The organism is Oleomonas cavernae, assembly GCF_003590945.1.
Classification (GTDB): Bacteria; Pseudomonadota; Alphaproteobacteria; order Zavarziniales; family Zavarziniaceae; genus Zavarzinia; species Zavarzinia cavernae.
In genome coordinates this window covers 1,677,382-1,695,720 of the sequence record NZ_QYUK01000011.1, presented here as the reverse complement: position 1 = coordinate 1,695,720, position 18,339 = coordinate 1,677,382, and the positions used below count along the sequence as shown (strand labels likewise).

The window sequence follows — 18,339 nt, the reverse complement described above, 5'->3', positions numbered from 1 at the left end:
CATTCGCTATTGCCTCAAAGCCTCGACTTGGGGGGTGACGTCGATCACTGACAGCCGTCGAGACAGGCGTATCCTGAGGCTCGAGCGTTCGCGAGAGGAAACCCGCCCGATGCTTGCCCGCCGTCTTTTGCCGTTTCTGATCCTGCTTGCCGCCGTCGCCGGCCCGGCCCGGGCGGACGAGGCCGACCCGGGGCCGCCCCACGAGAATCCGCCGGTCACCGAGAGCCCCAGCGGTCCCGGTTGCGCGGTACAAGAACCGCTGGTGGTCTAGCCGCCTTAAAAGCGACCGGGTGTGCCGCCGGTCACAGCGCAAACCCGAGTGGTGCAGCACTATATGCCCGTGCCGCCGGTCCGCCGGCGGCGGTCGCCCGATCGGGGGATTGGCGGCGACCGGGCGGTGATGCGCCGGGGGGCGCATCACCGTCCAACCCCAGCCGCGGCGCGAAAATGACCTATGTCATGGTCGCCCCGCCAAAACCCGAGCAGCCTAGTCCCAATGATCAGTTTGCACCGGTGGGGTGCGCCGATTAGAATTTGTGAACCAAGCCCTGCGATGATGCGACAACGTGTCGGGGTGTGATCACAAACCGGTGCGCCCAAGGTTCACGGCAACTGGGATAGGGCGAATGACCTACGACGATAAATTTGCTGCCGCCATTGCCGACCTCAAGCGGGAAGGCCGCTACCGGGTCTTCGCCGACCTGAAGCGCCATTGCGGCCAGTTTCCCCGCGCCACTTGGCATGGGCCGGATGGCCAGCGCGATATCGTCGTGTGGTGCTCGAACGATTATCTGGGGCAGGGCCAGAACAGCACGGTGCTCTCGGCGATGCATCAGGCGCTGGATACCTATGGTGCCGGCGCCGGCGGCACCCGCAACATTTCCGGCACCACCCATGCCCATGTGCTGCTGGAGCAGGAACTGGCCAGTCTCCACGGCAAGGAAGCGGCGTTGCTGTTCTCCTCGGGCTATGTCTCGAACGAGGCGGCGCTCTCGGCCCTGTCCCGGGTGCTGAAGGGCGTCACCGTCTATTCCGACGAGTTGAACCATGCCTCGATGATCGAAGGCATCCGCAACGGCGGCGCGCCCAAGCGCATCTTCCGTCACAACGACGTCTCGCATCTTGTTGAATTGCTTGAGAAATCAGACCCCAAGGCACCCAAGATCATTGCCTTCGAGAGCGTCTATTCGATGGATGGGGATATCGCCCCCCTGGCCGATTTCGTCGACGTCGCCCGCCGCTTCGGCGCGCTGACCTATCTCGACGAGGTCCATGCCGTCGGCCTCTACGGGCCGGAAGGTGCCGGCGTCGCCCAGGCCCATGGCGTGATGGGTGATATCGATATCATCGAGGGCACCCTGGGCAAGGCGTTCGGCGCCATGGGCGGCTATATCACCGGTTCGTCGGTGATGGTCGACTGCGTGCGGTCCTATGCGCCCGGCTTCATCTTCACCACCTCGCTGGCGCCGGTGATCGCCGCCGGTGCCCTGGCCTCGATCCAGCACCTGCGCGCTCACCCCGAACTGCGCACCCGGCACCAGGAACGGGCGGCGACCTTGAAGCGCAAGCTGGCCGCCGCCGGGCTGCCGGTGATGCAGACGCCGTCGCACATCGTGCCGGTGATGGTGGGCGATCCGGTGCGCTGCAAGGCGATCTCGGACGAGTTGCTGGCCAAGGACGGCATCTATGTCCAGCCGATCAACTACCCGACGGTGCCGCGCGGCACCGAACGGCTGCGCTTCACACCGTCGCCGTTCCACGACGACGACATGATGGACCGGCTGGTGGTGGCGCTCGACCGGATCTGGACCGCCGCCCGTCTGCCGCGCGCGGCTTAACGCTTGATCAGGCCGCCCGGCGTCATCCGCCGGCTGCGCCGGTTGAACAGGCCGGCGACCAGCCCGTAGACCAGCCAGCCGATGCCGACGCCGGCGAGGCCGAACGCCGGGTCCAGGGTCGCGGTGATCTCGAACGTATCGATCGTATCGCGCAGCAGCTCGTTGTCGCCCTTGGTTGCGATGATCGCCAGCTTGTCCACGCTCGAGGGGGCCGCGGCCAGCGCCGTCGCCTCGGATGCCAGGGCGCTGCGCCGGGCCGCCAGCGCGGTCATGCGGTCGGCGGTGGCGCGGATGGCAACATCGGGCGAGGCGCGGTGGCGCTCCACCAGGGCATCGAAATCCAGGCCTTCCGCCTGGGCCTGGCCGGTGAAGCTGTCGACCAGTTTTTGGACCTCGCCCAAAGCCCCGCCCAGCCGCTGCTCATAGGCGCGGGCAAAGCTGGGCAACTGGCTGGCGCCGATGCCCCCGGCGATGACGAGCAGGATCAAAAACAGGTGACGAATCATCGCTTTCACCACGCCTAAGCGATCCGGTCCATGAGTGCGCGGGCGGCAAGTCGATGTCAACCATGGCGGGCAAAGCGGGCCTATTAAGCCTTTATTTCCATCTGTCGCCTAGAGTTGGGTTTTAAATGAACAACAACTGAACGGCGAAATGCGCGTCTTCACCTGCCTGACCGGACAGCACGATTTATGGCTGGTGGCGCTCGCCGCGCTGATCTGCCTCATCGGCTGCTGGACGACGGTTCGGTTGACCGCCAGGGCGGCGGCGGCCGAGGGGACGGAGCGCGTCACCTGGGCCTTCATCGATGCCGTCGCGGCCGGTTCATCGATCTGGTGCACCCACTTCGTCGCCATGCTGGCCTATGACAGCGGGGTGCACACAAACTACGAACCCCTGATGACCGCCACCTCGCTGATGATCGCGATCGGCGGCTGTTTCGTGGCGTTCCTGATCCTGCTGCAAACCCATATTCGCTATGCGCCGGTCATCGGCGGTGCCACCTTCGGGCAGGCCGTCAGCGCGATGCACTTCGCCGGGATGCGCGCCTATGAGGTCGATGCCTGGGTGCAATGGGACCTGGCCTATGCGGTGGCCGCCGTGCTCCTCGCGATGGTGCTGGGCGCCCTGGCCTTCGACCGCATGAGCAGGGACGCGTCCCACCGCAATCGCCTGTTGAGCGCGGGCCTGCTGACCCTGACGATCGTGACGCTGCATTTCACGGCGATGGCCGCACTCGTCGTCGTGCCCCTGGCGCCCTTGGTGCCCCTGGACTCGCTGGCGTCGACGGTCCCCCTGGCCTTGACCGTCGCCATCGTCGGCCTGGTGGTGGTCGGCACCGCTTTTGCCGGCTATGTCGTGGATCACCGCGGCAAGGCCGCCGCCGAGGCGCGACTCAGCTTTCACGCCCGAAACGATGCCCTGACCAGACTGCCCAACCGCTCGACCTTCACCGCCTGGCTGACGCAATCGATCGCCTCGCTGCGGTCCGAGCGGCGCCTGGCCCTGGTCTCGGTCGACCTCGATCAATTCGCCGCCCTGGCCGAGGTTGCGGACCGTGGCAATATCCTCGACTTCACCGAACGGCTGGAACGCACGATTTTTGCGCCGATCCATCTGGGCGACCACGAAATATCGCTTAGGGCCAGCATCGGCATCGCCTTCTATCCCGACGACAGCGACAGCGCCGCAGCCCTGCTGAACAGCGCCCATCTGGCGATGCTCCACGCCAAGGCCTCGCCCGATACCGTCTGCTTCTACCGCAACGATATGGAGGCCGCCGTCCGGCAGCGACGGCGCATGGTAAGGGATCTGAGATCGGCCCTCGAGAACGGGGAATTCGCCGTCCACTACCAGGTCCAGCAATCGGCCCGTTCCGGCGCCATCGTCGGTTACGAGGCGCTGATCCGCTGGACCCATCCGGAACTGGGCAAGATCCCCCGGACCGCTTCATTCCCCTGGCCGAGACGACCGGGCTGATCGTGCCGATCGGCGCCTGGGTGCTGCGTACCGCCTGCGCCGAGGCGGCACACTGGCCCTCGCGCCACAAGATCGCGGTCAATCTCTCGCCGGTGCAGTTTGCCGACGAAGATCTCCTGCCGATGCTGGAGCGGACCCTGTGCGAGACCGGCCTGCCGGCCTCGCGGCTCGAACTCGAATTGACCGAGAGCATACTGCTGCGTGATCCCGACAAGGCCCGCCGGATCATGGCCCAGATCACGGCCATGGGAATTTCGCTGGCCATGGACGATTTCGGCACCGGCTATTCGTCCCTTGCCAACTTGCGCCACCTGTCCTTCGACAAGATCAAGCTCGACAAATCGTTCGTCGCGGAAATCGAGTACAGCGTCCAGGGCCGCGCCATCGTCAGGGCCGTGCTGGCAATGGCGAAGGCGCTGGCGATCCCCGTCCTGGCCGAAGGGGTCGAGACCCAGGCGCAACTGGATTTTCTGGTGAGCGAGGGCTGTGACGAGGCCCAGGGGTATCTGCTGGGCAGGCCCGGGCCGATGCACCGGCCCGCCGCCGAACCCGCCGCCACCCAGGCCTTCGATCCCGAGCCGGCGATGCCGGTGAGGAACCAGGTTCTCGGATAGGCCCTGCTGATATAGGTTCCTCGGCGTGCGAGATTGTCGGCGGTTGCAGGTGACTCGTAGCAAGTCCGGCTAGACTGGATTAGTATTTTTAGTAAACCAGGTCCATCGATCGAACCGCCCAGCGCCATGTCCCGCCCCGACTCCAAACCCGCAGACGGGTGTGCCGTCCCCAAGTCCGACCACATCGCCGATGCGGCCCGCCGCCTGTTCGGGCGCTATGGCTTCCGGCGCACCTCGATGGACGACATCGCGCGCGAGGCCGGGGTGGCCAAGGCGACGCTGTACCTGCATTTCGCCGGCAAGGAGGATGTCTTCCGCTTCATGCTGGCGCGCACCCGCAGCCTGACGGAGCAGAAGTGCCTGGCCGCCGAGCAACTGGCGGCGCCGTTCCGCGACCGCCTTGCCGCCCTGCTGGATGCCAAGTTCGGCTGCGGCTACGAATGGTTCGGCAATGCCGAGCACTGGGCCGAGCTTTACGCGACGATCGCCGCGGTGGAACTGGAGGAAAACCAAGCCTTCGAGCAGGCCTATCTGGGCCGCCTGAAGAAGCTGCTGACCGCCGCCGCCCATGCCGGCGAGATCAGTTTCAGCGGCATCGACCTCGGGCCCGAGGCGGTGGCGCAGACCCTGTTCCAGGCGGCGATGGGCGCCAAGACGGGCGGCACCGCCACCCTGGATGAATACCGCGCCCGCCTGCGCAACATCGCCACCCTGGCCACCGCCGCGCTGGACAAGCACCCGCGATAGGGCGGGCGCGCGGACGCCAGCTCGCAGGGGCCTTGCCGTCCTTGCACGATCCTCCGCTCGCTTTGCATGATCCTCTCCTGTCAATTGGACCTATTTGATGATTCGAGTACATTTCGTGTATTGAACGCCGCTGTCGGCCGATGATAGGCTCCTCTTACTGTTCCTGACAGCCACGCCCGGCGGCCTGGTGCCGCCCCGCTCAAATTGACATTCATTCCGCCTCCGCGAGGTAGCCATGACCCTTACACTCAAGGTCAACGGGGCAAGCCGTGACGTCGATGTTGCCGACGACACGCCGCTTCTTTGGGTCCTGCGGGACTCGCTCGGCCTGACCGGCACCAAGTTCGGCTGCGGTGCAGCCCAGTGCGGCGCCTGCACCGTCCTGGTGGACGGCGAGCCCCAGCGTTCCTGTTCCTATCCGCTCGCCGCCGTGGGCGAGAGCACGGTGACCACGATCGAGGCCGTCGACGGGCCGGAAGCCAAGGCGATCCAGGCCGCCTGGATAGCCGGCGACGTGCCCCAATGCGGCTATTGCCAGTCCGGCCAGATCATGAGCGCCGTCGCCCTGCTGCGGTCGAACAAGAAGCCGACCGACGCGGACATCGACACGGCCATGAACGGCAACCTGTGCCGCTGCGCCACCTATGTCCGCATCCGCGCCGCCATCCATGCGGCCGCCAAGTCGCTGGAGGGTTGATCCCATGGGTATCGAACTCACCCGCCGCACCGCCCTCCAGGGCCTGGCCGGCCTCGTCATCGGCGTGCACCTGACGCGCGGCGCCCGTGCCCAGGCCACACCGGGCGCCGCCTTCGCCCCCAACGCCTTCGTCCGCGTGGCGCCCGACAGCACGATCACCGTGCTGATCAAGCATATCGAGTTCGGCCAGGGGCCCTTCACCGGCCTGACCACTCTGGTGGCCGAGGAGATGGATGCGGACTGGGCCCAAATGCGGGCCGAACATGCCCCCTCCAATACCGAGCTCTACAAGAACCTGTTCTTCGGCGCCCAGGGCACCGGCGGCTCCACCGCCATGGCCAATTCCTTCGAGCAGATGCGCAAGGCGGGGGCCGCCGCCCGCGCCCTGCTGGTCGCCGCCGCGGCGCAAAGCTGGGGTGTGCCGGCGGGCGAGATCACGGTGGAGGCGGGTGTGCTGCGCCATGCCGCGACCAAGCGGGAGGGGCGCTTCGGCGACTTCGCGGAGGCCGCGGCCAAGCTGCCCCTGCCGGCCGACGTGCCGCTCAAGGATCCCAAGAACTTCAAGCTGATCGGTACCGACCGCGGCCCGGTGAAGCGCCTCGACAGTGCCGCCAAGGCAACTGGCAAGGCGCTCTTCACCATCGACGTCCAGGAAGCCGGCATGCTGACGGTGCTGGTCGCCCATCCGCCGCTGTTCGGCGCCAAGGTCGCCTCCTTCGATGCGGCCAAGGCCCGTGCGGTGCCGGGCGTGGTCGACGTGAAGCAGCTTTCCTCAGGGATAGCCGTCTATGCCAAGGGCTTCTGGCCGGCGCGCCAGGCCCGCGACCTGCTCGAGATCAAGTGGGACGAGACGGGGGCCGAGAAGCGCGGCACCGCCCAATTGGTCGAGGAATACCGCGCCCTGGCCGCCACGCCGGGCGCCGTGGCCGGCACCCATGGCGATGCGGCAAAGGCCCTGGCGGGGGCAAGGTGATCGAGGCGGAATACGTCTTCCCCTATCTCGCCCACGCGCCCATGGAGCCGTTGGACGGTTTCCTGAGCTGGGACGGGCAGAAGGCGGTCGCCCGCTTCGGCTGCCAGTTCCCCACCTTCGACCACCAGGCCATCGCCAAGGTCCTGGGCCTGCCCATGGGCAAGGTCGAGATCGAGACCCTGCTGACCGGCGGCAGCTTCGGCCGCCGCGCCCAGGCCTCTGCCCACTTGGCCGTCGAATTGGCGGAAGCCGCCAAGGCGATCGGCCCGGGCAAGCCGGTGAAGCTGGTCTGGACCCGCGAGGACGACATCCAGGGCGGCTACTACCGGCCACTCTACGTCCACCGCCTGAAAGGGTCGGTGAAGGACGGCAAGGTCGCCGCCTGGGCCCATACCATCGTCGGCCAGTCCATCGTCGCCGGCACGCCCTTCGCTCAGATGGTGAAGGAGGGTGTCGATGCGACCTCGGTCGAGGGCGCGCGCGAACTGCTCTACGAGATCGCCGATTTCCGCTGCGAGCTGCACAGCCCGGCGGTGGGCGTGCCGGTGCTGTGGTGGCGCTCGGTCGGGCATACCCACACCGGCTATGCGGTCGAGGCCTTCGTGGACGAGTTGCTTGAGTCCGCGGGCCAGGATCCGGTTGCCGGTCGCCTTGCGATGATGGAGAAGTCGCCCCGTGCCGCCGCGGTCCTCAAGGCCGTGGCGGAAGCCGCCAAGTGGACCGGCCCCGGGCCGGTCGACGGCCGGGCGAGGGGGGTGGCGGTGGTGGAGAGCTTCAACTCCTACGTCGCCCAGATCGCGGAGGTCTCGGCCGGCAAGGACGGCGTGCCCAAGATCCACAAGATCTGGTGCGCCATCGACTGTGGCATCGCGGTCAACCCGGACGTAATCCGGGCCCAGATGGAAGGCGGCATCGGCTATGGCCTGGGCCATGCCCTCTATGCCGAGGTGGCGTTGGATGGTGGGCGCGTCGTGCCCACCAATTTCGACACCTATCGTTCCTTGCGCATCGACGAAATGCCGGAAGTCGAGGTGGTCATCGTCCCCTCGACCGAGGCGCCCACCGGCGTCGGCGAACCGGGCGTGCCCCCGGCCGCCCCCGCCGTCGCCAACGCCATGGCCCGTTTGGGCCTGGGCCGCCCGCGCCGCCTGCCCATGGTAGGGGCGTCGGTGTAGCACTGGACACGCGATCGCCTCGGCTGTATTACATATTTACTGAAATTTGTAATACAGCCGAGGTGCCTCGATGGCCACAAAGACAGTCCGGCAGCCCGCCGCACGCCGCCGGGTCGAAACGGCGGGTGACGAGATCACCAAGGCGAAGCTGCGCCACGCAGAAGAGCGGCTGAAACTGCCCTCGGGGCGCAAGACCAGAGCTGTCAGCACCAGGCAGGACCCGGCCCTGATCGAGATGGTGAAAGCCAAGCTGGGGGTCGAGACCGATACCGAAGCCATTGCCGGTGCCCTCAAGATCGTTGCCGGCGAGGATAATTTCTGGGCTTGGCTGCTAACCCAGAGCGGTACCCTCAGCCCCGACTTCGATCTTGACGAACTCCTTTGATCTCGAGCGTTCCTTTGCGGTCGCGGCTGGCAGGGGAACGCTGACATACAGGTCGCCCCAGTCGCTACCTTTCGATGTGCGGGCTGTGAAGAAAGAGGCGCCAGTGCTTCTCGACAGCAGCGTCTATGTCGATGGCATTCACGGCAACCTGCCTGCGGACCTGAACGATGAAATCGGGCAACGGGCCTTGGTGCACAGTTCGGTGGTCGCAGCCGAACTTGCCTGGGCCATTGGCGCTCTCGATCCGTTACATCCGCAGACACCGCAAAACAGGGAAAGTATCGAACAGGTCATCCGCCGCATGATTGCCGGGAACATCGTTGTGCCGAATGCCGTTGACTGGATTGATGCTGCGCTGCTCGCCGCAACTTTGAGCCGGCGCCAGACCTTCGACAAGGACCACCGCCGCAAGGCATTGAACGACGCCCTGATCTTCTACCAGGCGCGCCAGGCCGGGGCCGTTCTGGTCACCCGCAACACCAAGGATTTCGACCTGATGGACCAGATCGTGCCGGGGACACAAATGCTGTTCTATGAACGGGCCGCAGTCTGATCGCACATCCATCCTGCGTCCTTCGACAGGCTCAGGATGAGGTAAGTCTTTGTGGCAAAAATATTTTCCTCATGGAGAGCCTGTCGAACCACGCACCCCGCCGATCCCAAGCAAAAAAGGCCGGGCGAGTTTCCTCGCCCGGCCTATCACCAAGACCGAGGCGGCTCGATTTCAGCCACGAGACGCATTGCGTCACCGGTTCTGATTGCCTCGAACCCATCAAAATTTTGAGAGATTTTGCCGAAGCCCAACCGGCCCAAGGCCAGTCGGATCTGTTCGGTAAGTTCCGTCCCGATTACCTTAAGCGCACCATAGGGAAGGTCTGTCGACAAAGTGCCGTGGTGGAGGTCCAAAGCGTCTAACGTTGAGAGGAAAGGCGACTCTGGGGTGTTGTCGAACATTGTAATGTCAGTCAGATCGTTGGCATGGAAGGCGGCCCAGATCGATCTGACGACCGGTTCGTTGGTCGGGCTTTTGACGATCCAGATAGCTTGGCCAGGCCAATGATTTCTCAAGCTCTCACCGAATTTCGGGTCCAGGACGACCAATACACGTTGGCTCGGGCTGATTGGGTGGCTCATTGCGGGCGCCTTATGAGCTCTGCAGGTAGGCCGGGCGACCTTCGAAGGAAATCAGGCCGGAATCTTGGTGCCGTCCCAAAGGCGAAAGTCCATTATTTCGTCAGATTGGCGATAACGAAGTGCCGCTACCGGATCGTCTGTGATCCAGATGTCGCGGACTTTTCCGCCTATTGTCGAAACAGCAATGATGAGCTGATTATTAACTAGCTTTTCAATGAAACTCTCGACAGCTTCATAGGGGCTCGTAGGTACCTCTGCCTCGGCGGCCAGTAGATCACCATGGGTATGCCATGGTGTATCAGCGAAGCCGACCGTTATGTCATCGTTGCATGAACGTACCAAGAACCGGAGATGGCCATCGGGGCTTGCATGTATGATATCTGCCACAACCAGCTACTTCCCTTGCAGCTTAAGCGCTGACTAATGAGAATAGACCCCTAAAGTTAACTCTGTCTCCTCTTGCCATCAATTCCGCTGAATAATCATAGAAACGAAAAAGGCCGGGCGAGTTGCCTCGCCCGGCCTTTTTGTTGAAGCCCGTGCGGCTTAGGAGCAGCCGCTGGTCGAACCGCAGGTGTCGCACTTCAGGCAGGTGCCGTTGCGCACCAGGGTGAAGTTGCCGCAGTCGCCGCAGGCATCGCCCACATAACCCTTCACCTTGGCCTCGCGGATGCGGGCGAGGCGGGTGGCGGCGGCGGAGACCGCGACCGCCGCACCCGAACTCGCATCAGAGCCGCCGGTGGCGAGGGCCGCCACGGCCAGTTCGGGTTCGACCGCATAGGCGACCGCTTCCGCCGTGGCCGACAGGGTGTGCTTGCCGCCGTTGCTTGCCGCCTGGCGCAGGCCTTGGGCGGCCGCGTTCAGGACGTAGAGGTTCGAGCGGACATAGCCGTTGGAGACTGGCGCGTTCAGGGTTGCCTTGAAGGCGGCGGCCTTGGCGTCGACCGCCTCGCGGCGTTCGTCGGCCCCGTCGAGGGCTGCCTCGTCGGCGCCGTCGCCCATGGCGTCGAAGCGCAGGTCGGCGGGTTCGACATGGGCGAGGTCGTTGCGGCCCAGGTACGAGACCGCCAGTTCGCGGAAGACGTAGTCGAGGATCGACGTGGCCATCTTGATGACCTCGTTGCCCTCGACCATGCCTGCCGGCTCGAAGCGGGTGAAGGTGAAGGCGTCGACGAATTCCTCGAGCGGCACGCCGTACTGCAGGCCGATCGAGACCGCGATGGCGAAGTTGTTCATCAGGCTGCGGAAAGCGGCGCCTTCCTTGTGCATGTCGATGAAGACCTCGCCCAGCTTGCCGTCGTCATATTCGCCGGTGCGCAGGTAGACCTTGTGGCCGCCCACATTGGCCTTCTGGGTATAACCCTTGCGGCGCTGGGGCAGGCGCTCGCGCACGCCGATGCCGGGCACGATCTTCTCGACAATCCGCTCCACGATGCGCTCGGCGATGACCTGGCCGCGCATCATCGGGGTGGCGTCTTCGCCCGCTTCCTCGTTGGCTTCTTCCAGGAGCTGGGAGGCCAGCGGCTGGCTGAGCTTGGAGCCGTCGCGGTAGAGCGCGTTGGCCTTCAGCGCCAGGCGCCAGGACAGCATGTAGGCTTCCTTGCATTCCTCGACCGTGGCCGAGGCCGGCATGTTGATGGTCTTGGAGATCGCGCCCGAGATGAAGGGCTGGGCCGCCGCCATCATGCGGATGTGGCTGTCGACCGAGAGGAAGCGCTTGCCGATGCGCCCGCACGGATTGGCGCAGTCGAACACCGCAAGGTGCTCATCTTTCAGGTGAGGAGCACCCTCCAAGGTCATGGCGCCGCAGACATAAAGGTTCGCGAGTTCCACATCAGCCTTCGAGAAGCCGATGGCCGCGAAGAGGTCGAACGACGGGTCGTCCAGCTTGTCCGCCGAGATCTTCAGCACGTCGGTGCAGAAGGCCTCGCCCAGGGTCCACTTGTTGAAAGCGAACTTGAGGTCGAAGGCGCTGACGAGGTTCTTCTCCACGCCCTGGATCTGCGCCTCGCCGAAGCCCTTGGCCTTGAGTGCGGCGTGGTTCAGGGTCGGCGAGCCGTCCAGCGTGCCGTGGCCCACCGCGTAGTCGATGATGTCGCTGATCTGGTCGGCGGGATAGCCGAGCGTCTCGAGGCCCACGGGGACGATGCGGTTGATGATCTTGAAGTAGCCGCCGCCGGCCAGCTTCTTGAACTTGACCAGGGCGAAATCGGGCTCGATACCGGTGGTGTCGCAATCCATGACCAGGCCGATGGTGCCGGTCGGGGCGATCACCGTCGCCTGGGCATTGCGATAGCCGTGGGCCTCGCCCAGTTCCAGGGCCTTGTCCCAGGCGCGCTTGGCCGCGGCCGAGAGGGTCGCCTCGCTGACATTGGCATGGTCCAGGGCGACGGGCAGGGTGTTCAGCCCCTCATAGCCCTTGGTCAGGCCATGGGCTGCCCGGCGATGGTTGCGAATGACCTTCAGCATCGGCGCGCGATTGTCGGCAAAGCCCGGGAAGGCGCCCAGCTCCTTGGCCATCTGGGCCGAGGTGGCATAGGAGACGCCGGTCATCACCGCCGAGATGGCACCGCACAGGGCGCGGCCCTCGTCGCTGTCATAGGACAGGCCCGAGGCCATCAGGTAGCCGCCGATATTGGCAAAGCCCAGCCCCAGGGTGCGGTAGCGGTAGGAGAGTTCCGCGATCCGGGCCGAGGGGAACTGCGCCATCGTCACCGAGATTTCCAGCACCACGGTCCACAGGCGCACGCCGTGCTCGAAGGCGTCGACATTGAAGCTGCCGTCGTCGCGCCGGAAGGTGAGCAGGTTCAGCGAGGCCAGGTTGCACGCCGTGTCGTCCAGGAACATGTATTCCGAGCACGGGTTGGACGCGCGGATCGGGCCGGAGTTCGAGCAGGTGTGCCAGTCGTTGATGGTGGTGTGGTACTGGATGCCCGGGTCGGCGCACTGCCACGCCGCCATGCCGACCTTGTCCCACAGCTCGGCCGCCTTGAGGGTCTTGGCGACCTTCTTGGAGGTGCGATAGGTCAGGTTCCAGTCCTTGTCGTCCAGGACGGCGTTCAGGAATTCGTCGGTGACGCGCACCGAATTGTTGGAATTCTGGCCCGAGACGGTGAGGTAGGCCTCGGAATCCCAGTCGGTGTCATAGACGCGGAATTCCAGGTCCTTGTAGCCCTGGCGGGCGAACTGGATCGCGCGCTGGACATAATTCTCCGGGATCATCGCCTTGCGGGCGCCGATGATCGCCTTTTTCAGCGCTGCATTGTCCTTGGGGGCGAAGCGGGCCTCGCCCTCCAGGATGGCCTCGTGGCAGGCGGCCAGCACGGCATTCATGTGCTGCTCGGCCAGCTTGGAGCCGGCGACCAGGGCCGCGACCTTCTGCTCCTCGATCACCTTCCAGTCGATGAAGTGCTCGACGTCGGGGTGATCGATGTCGACCACCACCATCTTGGCGGCGCGGCGCGTGGTGCCGCCCGACTTGATGGCGCCGGCGGCACGGTCGCCGATCTTCAGGAACGACATCAGGCCCGACGACTTGCCGCCGCCGCCCAGCTTCTCGTTCTCGCCGCGCAGGCGCGAGAAATTGGTGCCAGTGCCCGAGCCGTATTTGAACAGGCGCGCCTCACGGATCCACAGATCCATGATGCCGCCCTCGTTCACCAGGTCGTCCTCGATGCCCTGGATGAAGCAGGCATGGGGCTGCGGCCGCTCGTAGGCCGAGGTGGAACGCTGGACGGTGCCGGTCTTCTCGTCGACGTAATAGTGGCCCTGGGCCGGGCCGTCGATGCCGTAGGCCCAGTGCAGGCCGGTGTTGAACCACTGCGGCGAGTTGGGCGCGCACATCTGGGTGGCGAGCATGTAGGCCAACTCGTCGCGGAAGGTCAGGGCGTCGGCCTCACTGTCGAACATGCCCGACTTCCAGCCCCAATAGGTCCAGGTGCCGGCCAGGCGGTCGAACACCTGGGTCGCCTGGCGCTCGTCGCCATAGCGCTCTTTCTCCGGCAGGGCGGCCAGCGCTTCCTCGTCGGCGACCGAGCGCCACAGCCACGAGGGGACGGTGTTTTCCTCGATCTTTTTCAGGCGGGCGGGGACGCCGGCCTTGCGGAAATACTTCTGGGCCAGGATGTCGGTGGCGACCTGGCTCCAGTTGGCAGGCACTTCCATGTCGGCCAGCTTGAACACCACCGAACCATCGGGATTGCGGATTTCGCTCGAGAGATTGGTGAACTCGATCCCTGCGTAAGGAGAGTTGCCCTCGGTCGTGAATCGCCGCTCGATCCGCATTATCGTCGTCCCCGGAATATCGTAATGTCTGCCCAGCACCGGGCCTGACAGGCCCGTACCCCCAGCCGCTTTTTTTCGTCGCTCACCCCAACTGGTGGGGTCGCGAAGCGCGGCTGGACACAAACTGTAGGACCGGTTGCGACGAGTCGGAACGACTAAATTTGGGGTGGGCACCATATTTTGTGCTTGCAGGCGCCGCAGACACATGATCCGGCAGGAAACACTTGGGGTTTCGGCCAAATCGACCGGGCGGCGAGGCCCGATGGCGTCTACACTCAGGCCATGGGATACGATTCGACAAGAGGCGCTCGGGCATGACGCCGGTCGCCGCCGTCCGCGCCGATGCGCTGGCCGAGGCCTTCGACCTGGCGCTGGGCGTCGATCGCTCGTTCAATGGGCGGCCCTGGCGCTTCCGGGTGCGCGACGAGCGTGGCGCGCTGGCCCTGGCCCAGGCGACGGGGCTGGATGCGGTCACCGCCCGGGTGCTGGTCGGCCGCGAGGTCTCGATCGAGACGGTCGACCGTTTCCTCAATCCCTCGCTCAAAGTCGACATGCCCGATCCCGCCTGCGTGCTGGACATGGAGAAGGCGGCGGCGCGCCTGGCCGATGCCGTGATCGGGCACGAGGCGGTCGCGGTCTGGGGCGACTATGACGTCGACGGGGCAACCTCGTCGGCCCTGCTGATGCGCTATTTCGCCGGGCTCGGCCGGCCGGTGCGGCTCTATGTGCCCGACCGCCAGCGCGAGGGTTACGGCCCCAATGCGCCGGCGCTGGAGATGCTGGCGCGCGAGGGCATCCGCCTGGTGGTGACGGTCGATTGCGGCACCCTGGCCTTCACCGCCTTCGAGGCAGCGGCGACCGCCGGGCTTGATGTCATCGTCGCCGACCATCACCAGGCCGAGACGGCGCTGCCCAAGGCCCTGGCCCTGGTCAACCCCAACCGGCTGGACGATACCTCCGGCCTCAGCCCGCTCGCGGCGGTGGGGGTGACCTTCCTGCTGCTGGTGGCGCTCAACCGCTGCCTGCGGGCACGGGGCTTCTTTGCCGATAAGGCGCCGCCCGACCTGATGGGCCTGCTCGACCTGGTGGCCCTGGGCACCGTGGCCGACGTGGTGCCCCTGAAAGGCCTGAACCGGACCTTTGTCGCGCAAGGCCTGAAGGTGATGGCGCGCCGGGGCAATGTCGGCATCGCCGCCCTGATGGATATCGCCAAGATCGACACCGTGCCCACCGCCTATCACCTGGGCTATCTGCTGGGCCCGCGGGTGAATGCCGGCGGGCGGGTGGGGCAGGCGGACCTGGGCGCCCAACTGCTGGCGACCGACGATCCCGACTATGCCCGCGCCCTGGCCGTGCGCCTCGACACGCTCAACCGCGAACGCCAGGCGATCGAGAAAGAGGTGGAGGCCGGCGCCATCGCCTGTGTGGAGGCGAAACTCGCCAAGTCGAACGGCACCGGCCCGCTGGTCATCGCCGCGGGGCTAGGCTGGCACACCGGGGTGGTGGGCATCGTCGCCAGCCGCCTGAAGGAGCGTTACCGCCGGCCCACCTTCATCCTCTCGATCCTGGACGACGGCCGGGCCAAGGGCTCGGGCCGTTCGATCCCCGGCGTGGATCTGGGGGCTGCGGTGGCCGCCGCCCGGGCCATGGGCCTGGTGGAGGAGGGCGGGGGCCATGCCATGGCGGCCGGCATCACCGCCCGGGTGGACAGGCTCGACGACCTCGAACGCTTCTGGGCCACCGCTTCGATGGCGCGGTCGAGGCGGCGCTGGCCCAGGACGGCCTGAAGATCGACGCCGCGGTGGGCATCGCTGGCCTGAACGCCGACCTGGTGGCGCGCTTAGGTCAAGTGGCCCCCTTCGGCCAGGGCAATCCCGAGCCGCGGTTTGTGGTGCCGGCGGTGCGCATCGCCCATGCCGCGACCATGGGACGCGGCCACTTGCGCTTGCGTCTGGCCGACGGCGGCGGACGATCAGCCGAGGCGGTGGCCTTCCGATCCGGCGATGGTGCCGTGGTCGACGGCCTCGCCCAGGCGGCACAAACCGGTGCGCTCGTCCATCTGGCCGGGCATGTCCGGGCCGAGACATGGGCCGGGCGCGAGCGCCTGCGCTTTTTTGTCGAGGATGCAGCGGCCGCCGACGGAGTCTAGGATAGGCCCCATGAGTACGCCGCGCTGCACCACCATGACGCAAGTCCGGGACGAGATCGACCGGCTGGACCGCGAGATCGTCCGCCTGCTGGCGCAGCGCGAGCAGCGCATCGTCGACGCCGGCCACATCAAGCAAAGCCGCGACACCGTGCGCGACGAGGCCCGCATCGAAGACGTGGTGGCCAAGGTCCGCGCCACAGCAACGGCCAACGGCGCCGATGCCGACATCGTCGAGGGCATCTACCGCGACATGATGGAGCGTTACATCGCCCACGAATTCACCGTGTGGGACGATGCGGCCGGGTCGGCGGAAAAAGGCAAGGCCAGGGCCTGAAGCTTCACTTGACCAACGGCCCGCGAGCCTGTATCTCCCATCGCCTCGCGGCAACGCCTCTTGCGTCCCCTTCGTCTAGAGGCCTAGGACACCGCCCTTTCACGGCGGCGACACGGGTTCGAATCCCGTAGGGGACGCCAATGGCTCGCTAAGCCGTTGATATTCCACAAGACATTGATATTGCTGGGAAAGCCGGGCTGCTCGGCCTCGGCGCCAACTTGGCCGGGATTGACCCAGCGCATTGCGGGTGTGCCGCCGGACTGCTACACAGCGCCGCGCTGGGCGCCTTCTTGTGTCAATAATATCAACCTCTTAGTGGCGCGTGCCCGCAGGGCCGCCGATGTGCCGGGGCTCGATGCAGACCTCTCCCTACGACCTCATCGGCGGCGAGCCGACCATCCGGCGCCTGACCCGGCGCTTCTATGAATTGATGGACGAGCTGCCGCAGGCCGCCGCCTGCCGCGCCATCCACAAGCCCAGCCTGGCGGCCGCCGAACAGAAACTCTACGAGTACCTCACCGGCTGGCTGGGCGGCCCGCCCCTGTTCACCGACAAATACGGCCACCCCATGCTGCGCGCCCGCCACCTGCCGTTCGCCATCGGCGAGGCCGAAATCGACGGCTGGCTCGCCTGCTTCACCCGCGCCTGGGCCGAGACGGTGCCGCCGGGGCCGGTTGCGGATGTCATCTTCGCGCGGGTGCATGATCTGGCACGGCATATGCGGAATCAGGCGCAGGCCGGGTGAGGGGCGTTGCCGGTGCTACGCTGACGAAAGCAGGAGCATGCGCTGCTGGGCCGGATTGCGCTTTTCCATCCAGATTTGCGATCTTGCCCACCTTTCTTGCGGGCATGGGGAAGGTCAGGTGAGGGCGCGGCGTGCCGCTTCCGGCTCGCGTTCGATCACCGCCAGCAGCGCCAAGGCCGGAGCATCCGGGCGGGTCCGTCCCTGCTCCCAATCCCGCACGGTGCCGAGCGGCAAGCGATAGGTACGGGCAAACTGCTCCTGGGTCATGCCGAGGCGGGCGCGCAACGCCCTGACGTTGGGCGTCCGGCGCATTCGTGCCAGCTGCTCCGCCGTCATCGGCTGGGCGTCGGGATCGGACAAGGCCGCGGCCGTCACCTCCTCGTCGGTCATGGCGCGCACCCGCTCCCAGTCGGTCCGGCCTTCTGGCGCCGGCTGCCCCGCCTCAATGCGTACCCGCGTAATATTGGTCTTGCTCATGTCGTGTCGCCCTCCGGGCCGAGATGATGTGGCAGAGGTTCTCGCCGCGCATGGTGGTGACGACGAACAAAACGTTGCCGCGCGTCATGCCGATGGTGCGCATCCGCTCCTCACCATAGGCGAAGCGATCATCGACATCCTCGAGTCGATGGGGATCGGTCAGCGCGCCGATGGCATCGAGGAAATCGATCCCATGCTTGGCCAGATTGGCGGCAGCCTTGGGATCGTCCCATGCGTAGTCCATGGGTCCAAACACTACGGAAATTCCGTATATGCCGTCAAGGCTCACAGGACGTCATGACGGCACGAGGAGGCTAGGCCGCTCGGCCTCGGCGTCAACCCGGACCGGACCGCGGTATCCTGGTCCAAGGCGGTCAAAGGCACCGCCGATGTGCCGGGGCTCGATGCAGACCTCTCCCTACGACCTCATCGGCGGCGAGCCGACCGTCCGGCGCCTGACCCGGCGCTTCTATGAATTGATGGACGAACTGCCGGAGGCCGCCGCCTGCCGCGCCATCCACAAGCCCAGCCTGGCGGCGACCGAACAGAAACTCTATGAGTATCTCACCGGCTGGCTGGGCGGCCCGCCCCTGTTCACCGACAAATACGGCCACCCCATGCTGCGCGCCCGCCACCTGCCGTTCACGATCGGCGAGGCCGAGATCGACGGCTGGCTCGCCTGCTTCACCCGCGCCTGGGCCGAGGCGGTGCCGCCGGGGCCGCTCGCCGACACGATTTTCGCGCGGGTGCATGACTTGGCGCGGCATATGCGGAATAAGGTGGACAACACGTAGGGCTGAGCCCTCA

The 18,339-nt window shown here is 66.0% G+C and carries 19 protein-coding genes, 1 tRNA gene and 1 pseudogene; 15 read left to right on the top strand and 6 right to left on the bottom strand.

Going from position 1 to position 18,339, the window contains the following annotated elements; all coding sequences use genetic code 11:
* Positions 1–109 precede the first annotated feature (109 nt).
* Together D3874_RS28525 and hemA are read left to right on the top strand one after the other, a co-directional pair.
* Positions 110–271 carry a hypothetical protein gene (locus D3874_RS28525; protein ID WP_158595951.1) on the top strand — a complete coding sequence of 54 codons (162 nt, stop codon included), beginning with the start codon at positions 110–112 and terminating at the stop codon, positions 269–271.
* 355 nt (positions 272–626) lie between these two features.
* A complete protein-coding gene (gene hemA, locus D3874_RS11885; RefSeq protein WP_119778273.1) occupies positions 627–1,838 on the top strand; it encodes a 5-aminolevulinate synthase in 1,212 nt (403 codons plus the stop codon).
* On the opposite strand, the gene D3874_RS11880 is transcribed toward hemA, so the two are convergent.
* Positions 1,835–2,344 (bottom strand): DUF2937 family protein, encoded by a 510-nt coding sequence (locus tag D3874_RS11880; RefSeq protein WP_119778272.1) that lies wholly within the window; start codon positions 2,342–2,344, stop codon positions 1,835–1,837. The two genes, hemA and D3874_RS11880, sit on opposite strands and share 4 nt — an antisense overlap.
* A 148-nt stretch (positions 2,345–2,492) precedes the next feature.
* Between D3874_RS11880 and D3874_RS11875 the strand changes: the two are divergent.
* The 7 genes and pseudogenes from D3874_RS11875 (at position 2,493) to D3874_RS11845 (ending at position 8,962) form a co-directional block, all read left to right on the top strand.
* Positions 2,493–4,432: pseudogene (locus D3874_RS11875) on the top strand (putative bifunctional diguanylate cyclase/phosphodiesterase).
* A 126-nt stretch (positions 4,433–4,558) separates the two neighbouring features.
* The gene (locus D3874_RS11865) at positions 4,559–5,179 is read left to right on the top strand and encodes a TetR/AcrR family transcriptional regulator (RefSeq protein ID WP_119778269.1); all 621 of its coding nucleotides are present in this window, start codon (positions 4,559–4,561) and stop codon (positions 5,177–5,179) included.
* Between the two features lie 235 nt (positions 5,180–5,414).
* Entirely contained in the window at positions 5,415–5,876 is a 462-nt protein-coding gene (locus D3874_RS11860; RefSeq protein ID WP_119778268.1) for a (2Fe-2S)-binding protein, read from the top strand.
* Positions 5,877–5,880: 4 nt separating this feature from the next.
* The gene (locus D3874_RS30255; RefSeq protein WP_233559923.1) at positions 5,881–6,849 is read left to right on the top strand and encodes a molybdopterin cofactor-binding domain-containing protein; all 969 of its coding nucleotides are present in this window, start codon (positions 5,881–5,883) and stop codon (positions 6,847–6,849) included.
* Positions 6,846–8,024 (top strand): xanthine dehydrogenase family protein molybdopterin-binding subunit, encoded by a 1,179-nt coding sequence (locus D3874_RS30250; protein ID WP_233559922.1) that lies wholly within the window; start codon positions 6,846–6,848, stop codon positions 8,022–8,024. Before D3874_RS30255 ends, D3874_RS30250 begins: the two co-directional genes overlap by 4 nt.
* 70 nt (positions 8,025–8,094) lie before the next feature.
* Positions 8,095–8,409, top strand: coding sequence for a hypothetical protein (locus tag D3874_RS11850; RefSeq protein WP_119778267.1), 315 nt, complete (start codon positions 8,095–8,097; stop codon positions 8,407–8,409).
* A 103-nt stretch (positions 8,410–8,512) separates the two neighbouring features.
* Positions 8,513–8,962 carry a type II toxin-antitoxin system VapC family toxin gene (locus D3874_RS11845; protein WP_158595950.1) on the top strand — a complete coding sequence of 150 codons (450 nt, stop codon included), beginning with the start codon at positions 8,513–8,515 and terminating at the stop codon, positions 8,960–8,962.
* 146 nt (positions 8,963–9,108) lie between these two features.
* On the opposite strand, the gene D3874_RS11840 is transcribed toward D3874_RS11845, so the two are convergent.
* The 3 genes from D3874_RS11840 to D3874_RS11835 form a co-directional block, all read right to left on the bottom strand.
* Positions 9,109–9,543, bottom strand: a complete 435-nt coding sequence (locus tag D3874_RS11840) for a hypothetical protein (protein ID WP_147385629.1) — start codon at positions 9,541–9,543, stop codon at positions 9,109–9,111.
* A gap of 51 nt (positions 9,544–9,594) precedes the next feature.
* Entirely contained in the window at positions 9,595–9,930 is a 336-nt protein-coding gene (locus tag D3874_RS27970) for a hypothetical protein (protein WP_147385628.1), read from the bottom strand.
* 159 nt (positions 9,931–10,089) lie between these two features.
* Positions 10,090–13,827 carry a vitamin B12-dependent ribonucleotide reductase gene (locus D3874_RS11835; protein WP_119778264.1) on the bottom strand — a complete coding sequence of 1,246 codons (3,738 nt, stop codon included), beginning with the start codon at positions 13,825–13,827 and terminating at the stop codon, positions 10,090–10,092.
* Between the two features lie 314 nt (positions 13,828–14,141).
* On the opposite strand from D3874_RS11835, the gene recJ reads away from it, so the two are divergent.
* The 5 genes from recJ to D3874_RS11815 all read left to right on the top strand — a co-directional run bounded on the left by recJ (position 14,142) and on the right by D3874_RS11815 (position 17,055).
* Positions 14,142–15,614: a single-stranded-DNA-specific exonuclease RecJ gene (recJ, locus tag D3874_RS11830; RefSeq protein ID WP_338016711.1), complete on the top strand. Its 1,473-nt coding sequence runs from the start codon at positions 14,142–14,144 to the stop codon at positions 15,612–15,614.
* A 14-nt stretch (positions 15,615–15,628) separates the two neighbouring features.
* Positions 15,629–15,976 (top strand): hypothetical protein, encoded by a 348-nt coding sequence (locus D3874_RS31585; protein WP_338016710.1) that lies wholly within the window; start codon positions 15,629–15,631, stop codon positions 15,974–15,976.
* 10 nt (positions 15,977–15,986) lie between these two features.
* The gene (locus D3874_RS11825) at positions 15,987–16,310 is read left to right on the top strand and encodes a chorismate mutase (protein WP_233559921.1); all 324 of its coding nucleotides are present in this window, start codon (positions 15,987–15,989) and stop codon (positions 16,308–16,310) included.
* Positions 16,311–16,374: 64 nt separating this feature from the next.
* Positions 16,375–16,450: transfer RNA gene (locus D3874_RS11820), tRNA-Glu, on the top strand.
* Between the two features lie 215 nt (positions 16,451–16,665).
* On the top strand, positions 16,666–17,055 hold the full coding sequence (locus tag D3874_RS11815) for a group II truncated hemoglobin (protein WP_199699028.1): 390 nt from the start codon (positions 16,666–16,668) through the stop codon (positions 17,053–17,055).
* Between the two features lie 114 nt (positions 17,056–17,169).
* Here the strand turns inward: D3874_RS11815 and D3874_RS11810 are convergent, their stop codons facing one another.
* The gene (locus D3874_RS11810) at positions 17,170–17,532 is read right to left on the bottom strand and encodes a helix-turn-helix domain-containing protein (protein ID WP_233559920.1); all 363 of its coding nucleotides are present in this window, start codon (positions 17,530–17,532) and stop codon (positions 17,170–17,172) included.
* Positions 17,498–17,776, bottom strand: a complete 279-nt coding sequence (locus D3874_RS11805) for a BrnT family toxin (RefSeq protein WP_119778262.1) — start codon at positions 17,774–17,776, stop codon at positions 17,498–17,500. Before D3874_RS11805 ends, D3874_RS11810 begins: the two co-directional genes overlap by 35 nt.
* A 160-nt stretch (positions 17,777–17,936) precedes the next feature.
* On the opposite strand from D3874_RS11805, the gene D3874_RS11800 reads away from it, so the two are divergent.
* On the top strand, positions 17,937–18,326 hold the full coding sequence (locus tag D3874_RS11800) for a group II truncated hemoglobin (protein WP_199699027.1): 390 nt from the start codon (positions 17,937–17,939) through the stop codon (positions 18,324–18,326).
* Positions 18,327–18,339: the final 13 nt, after the last annotated feature.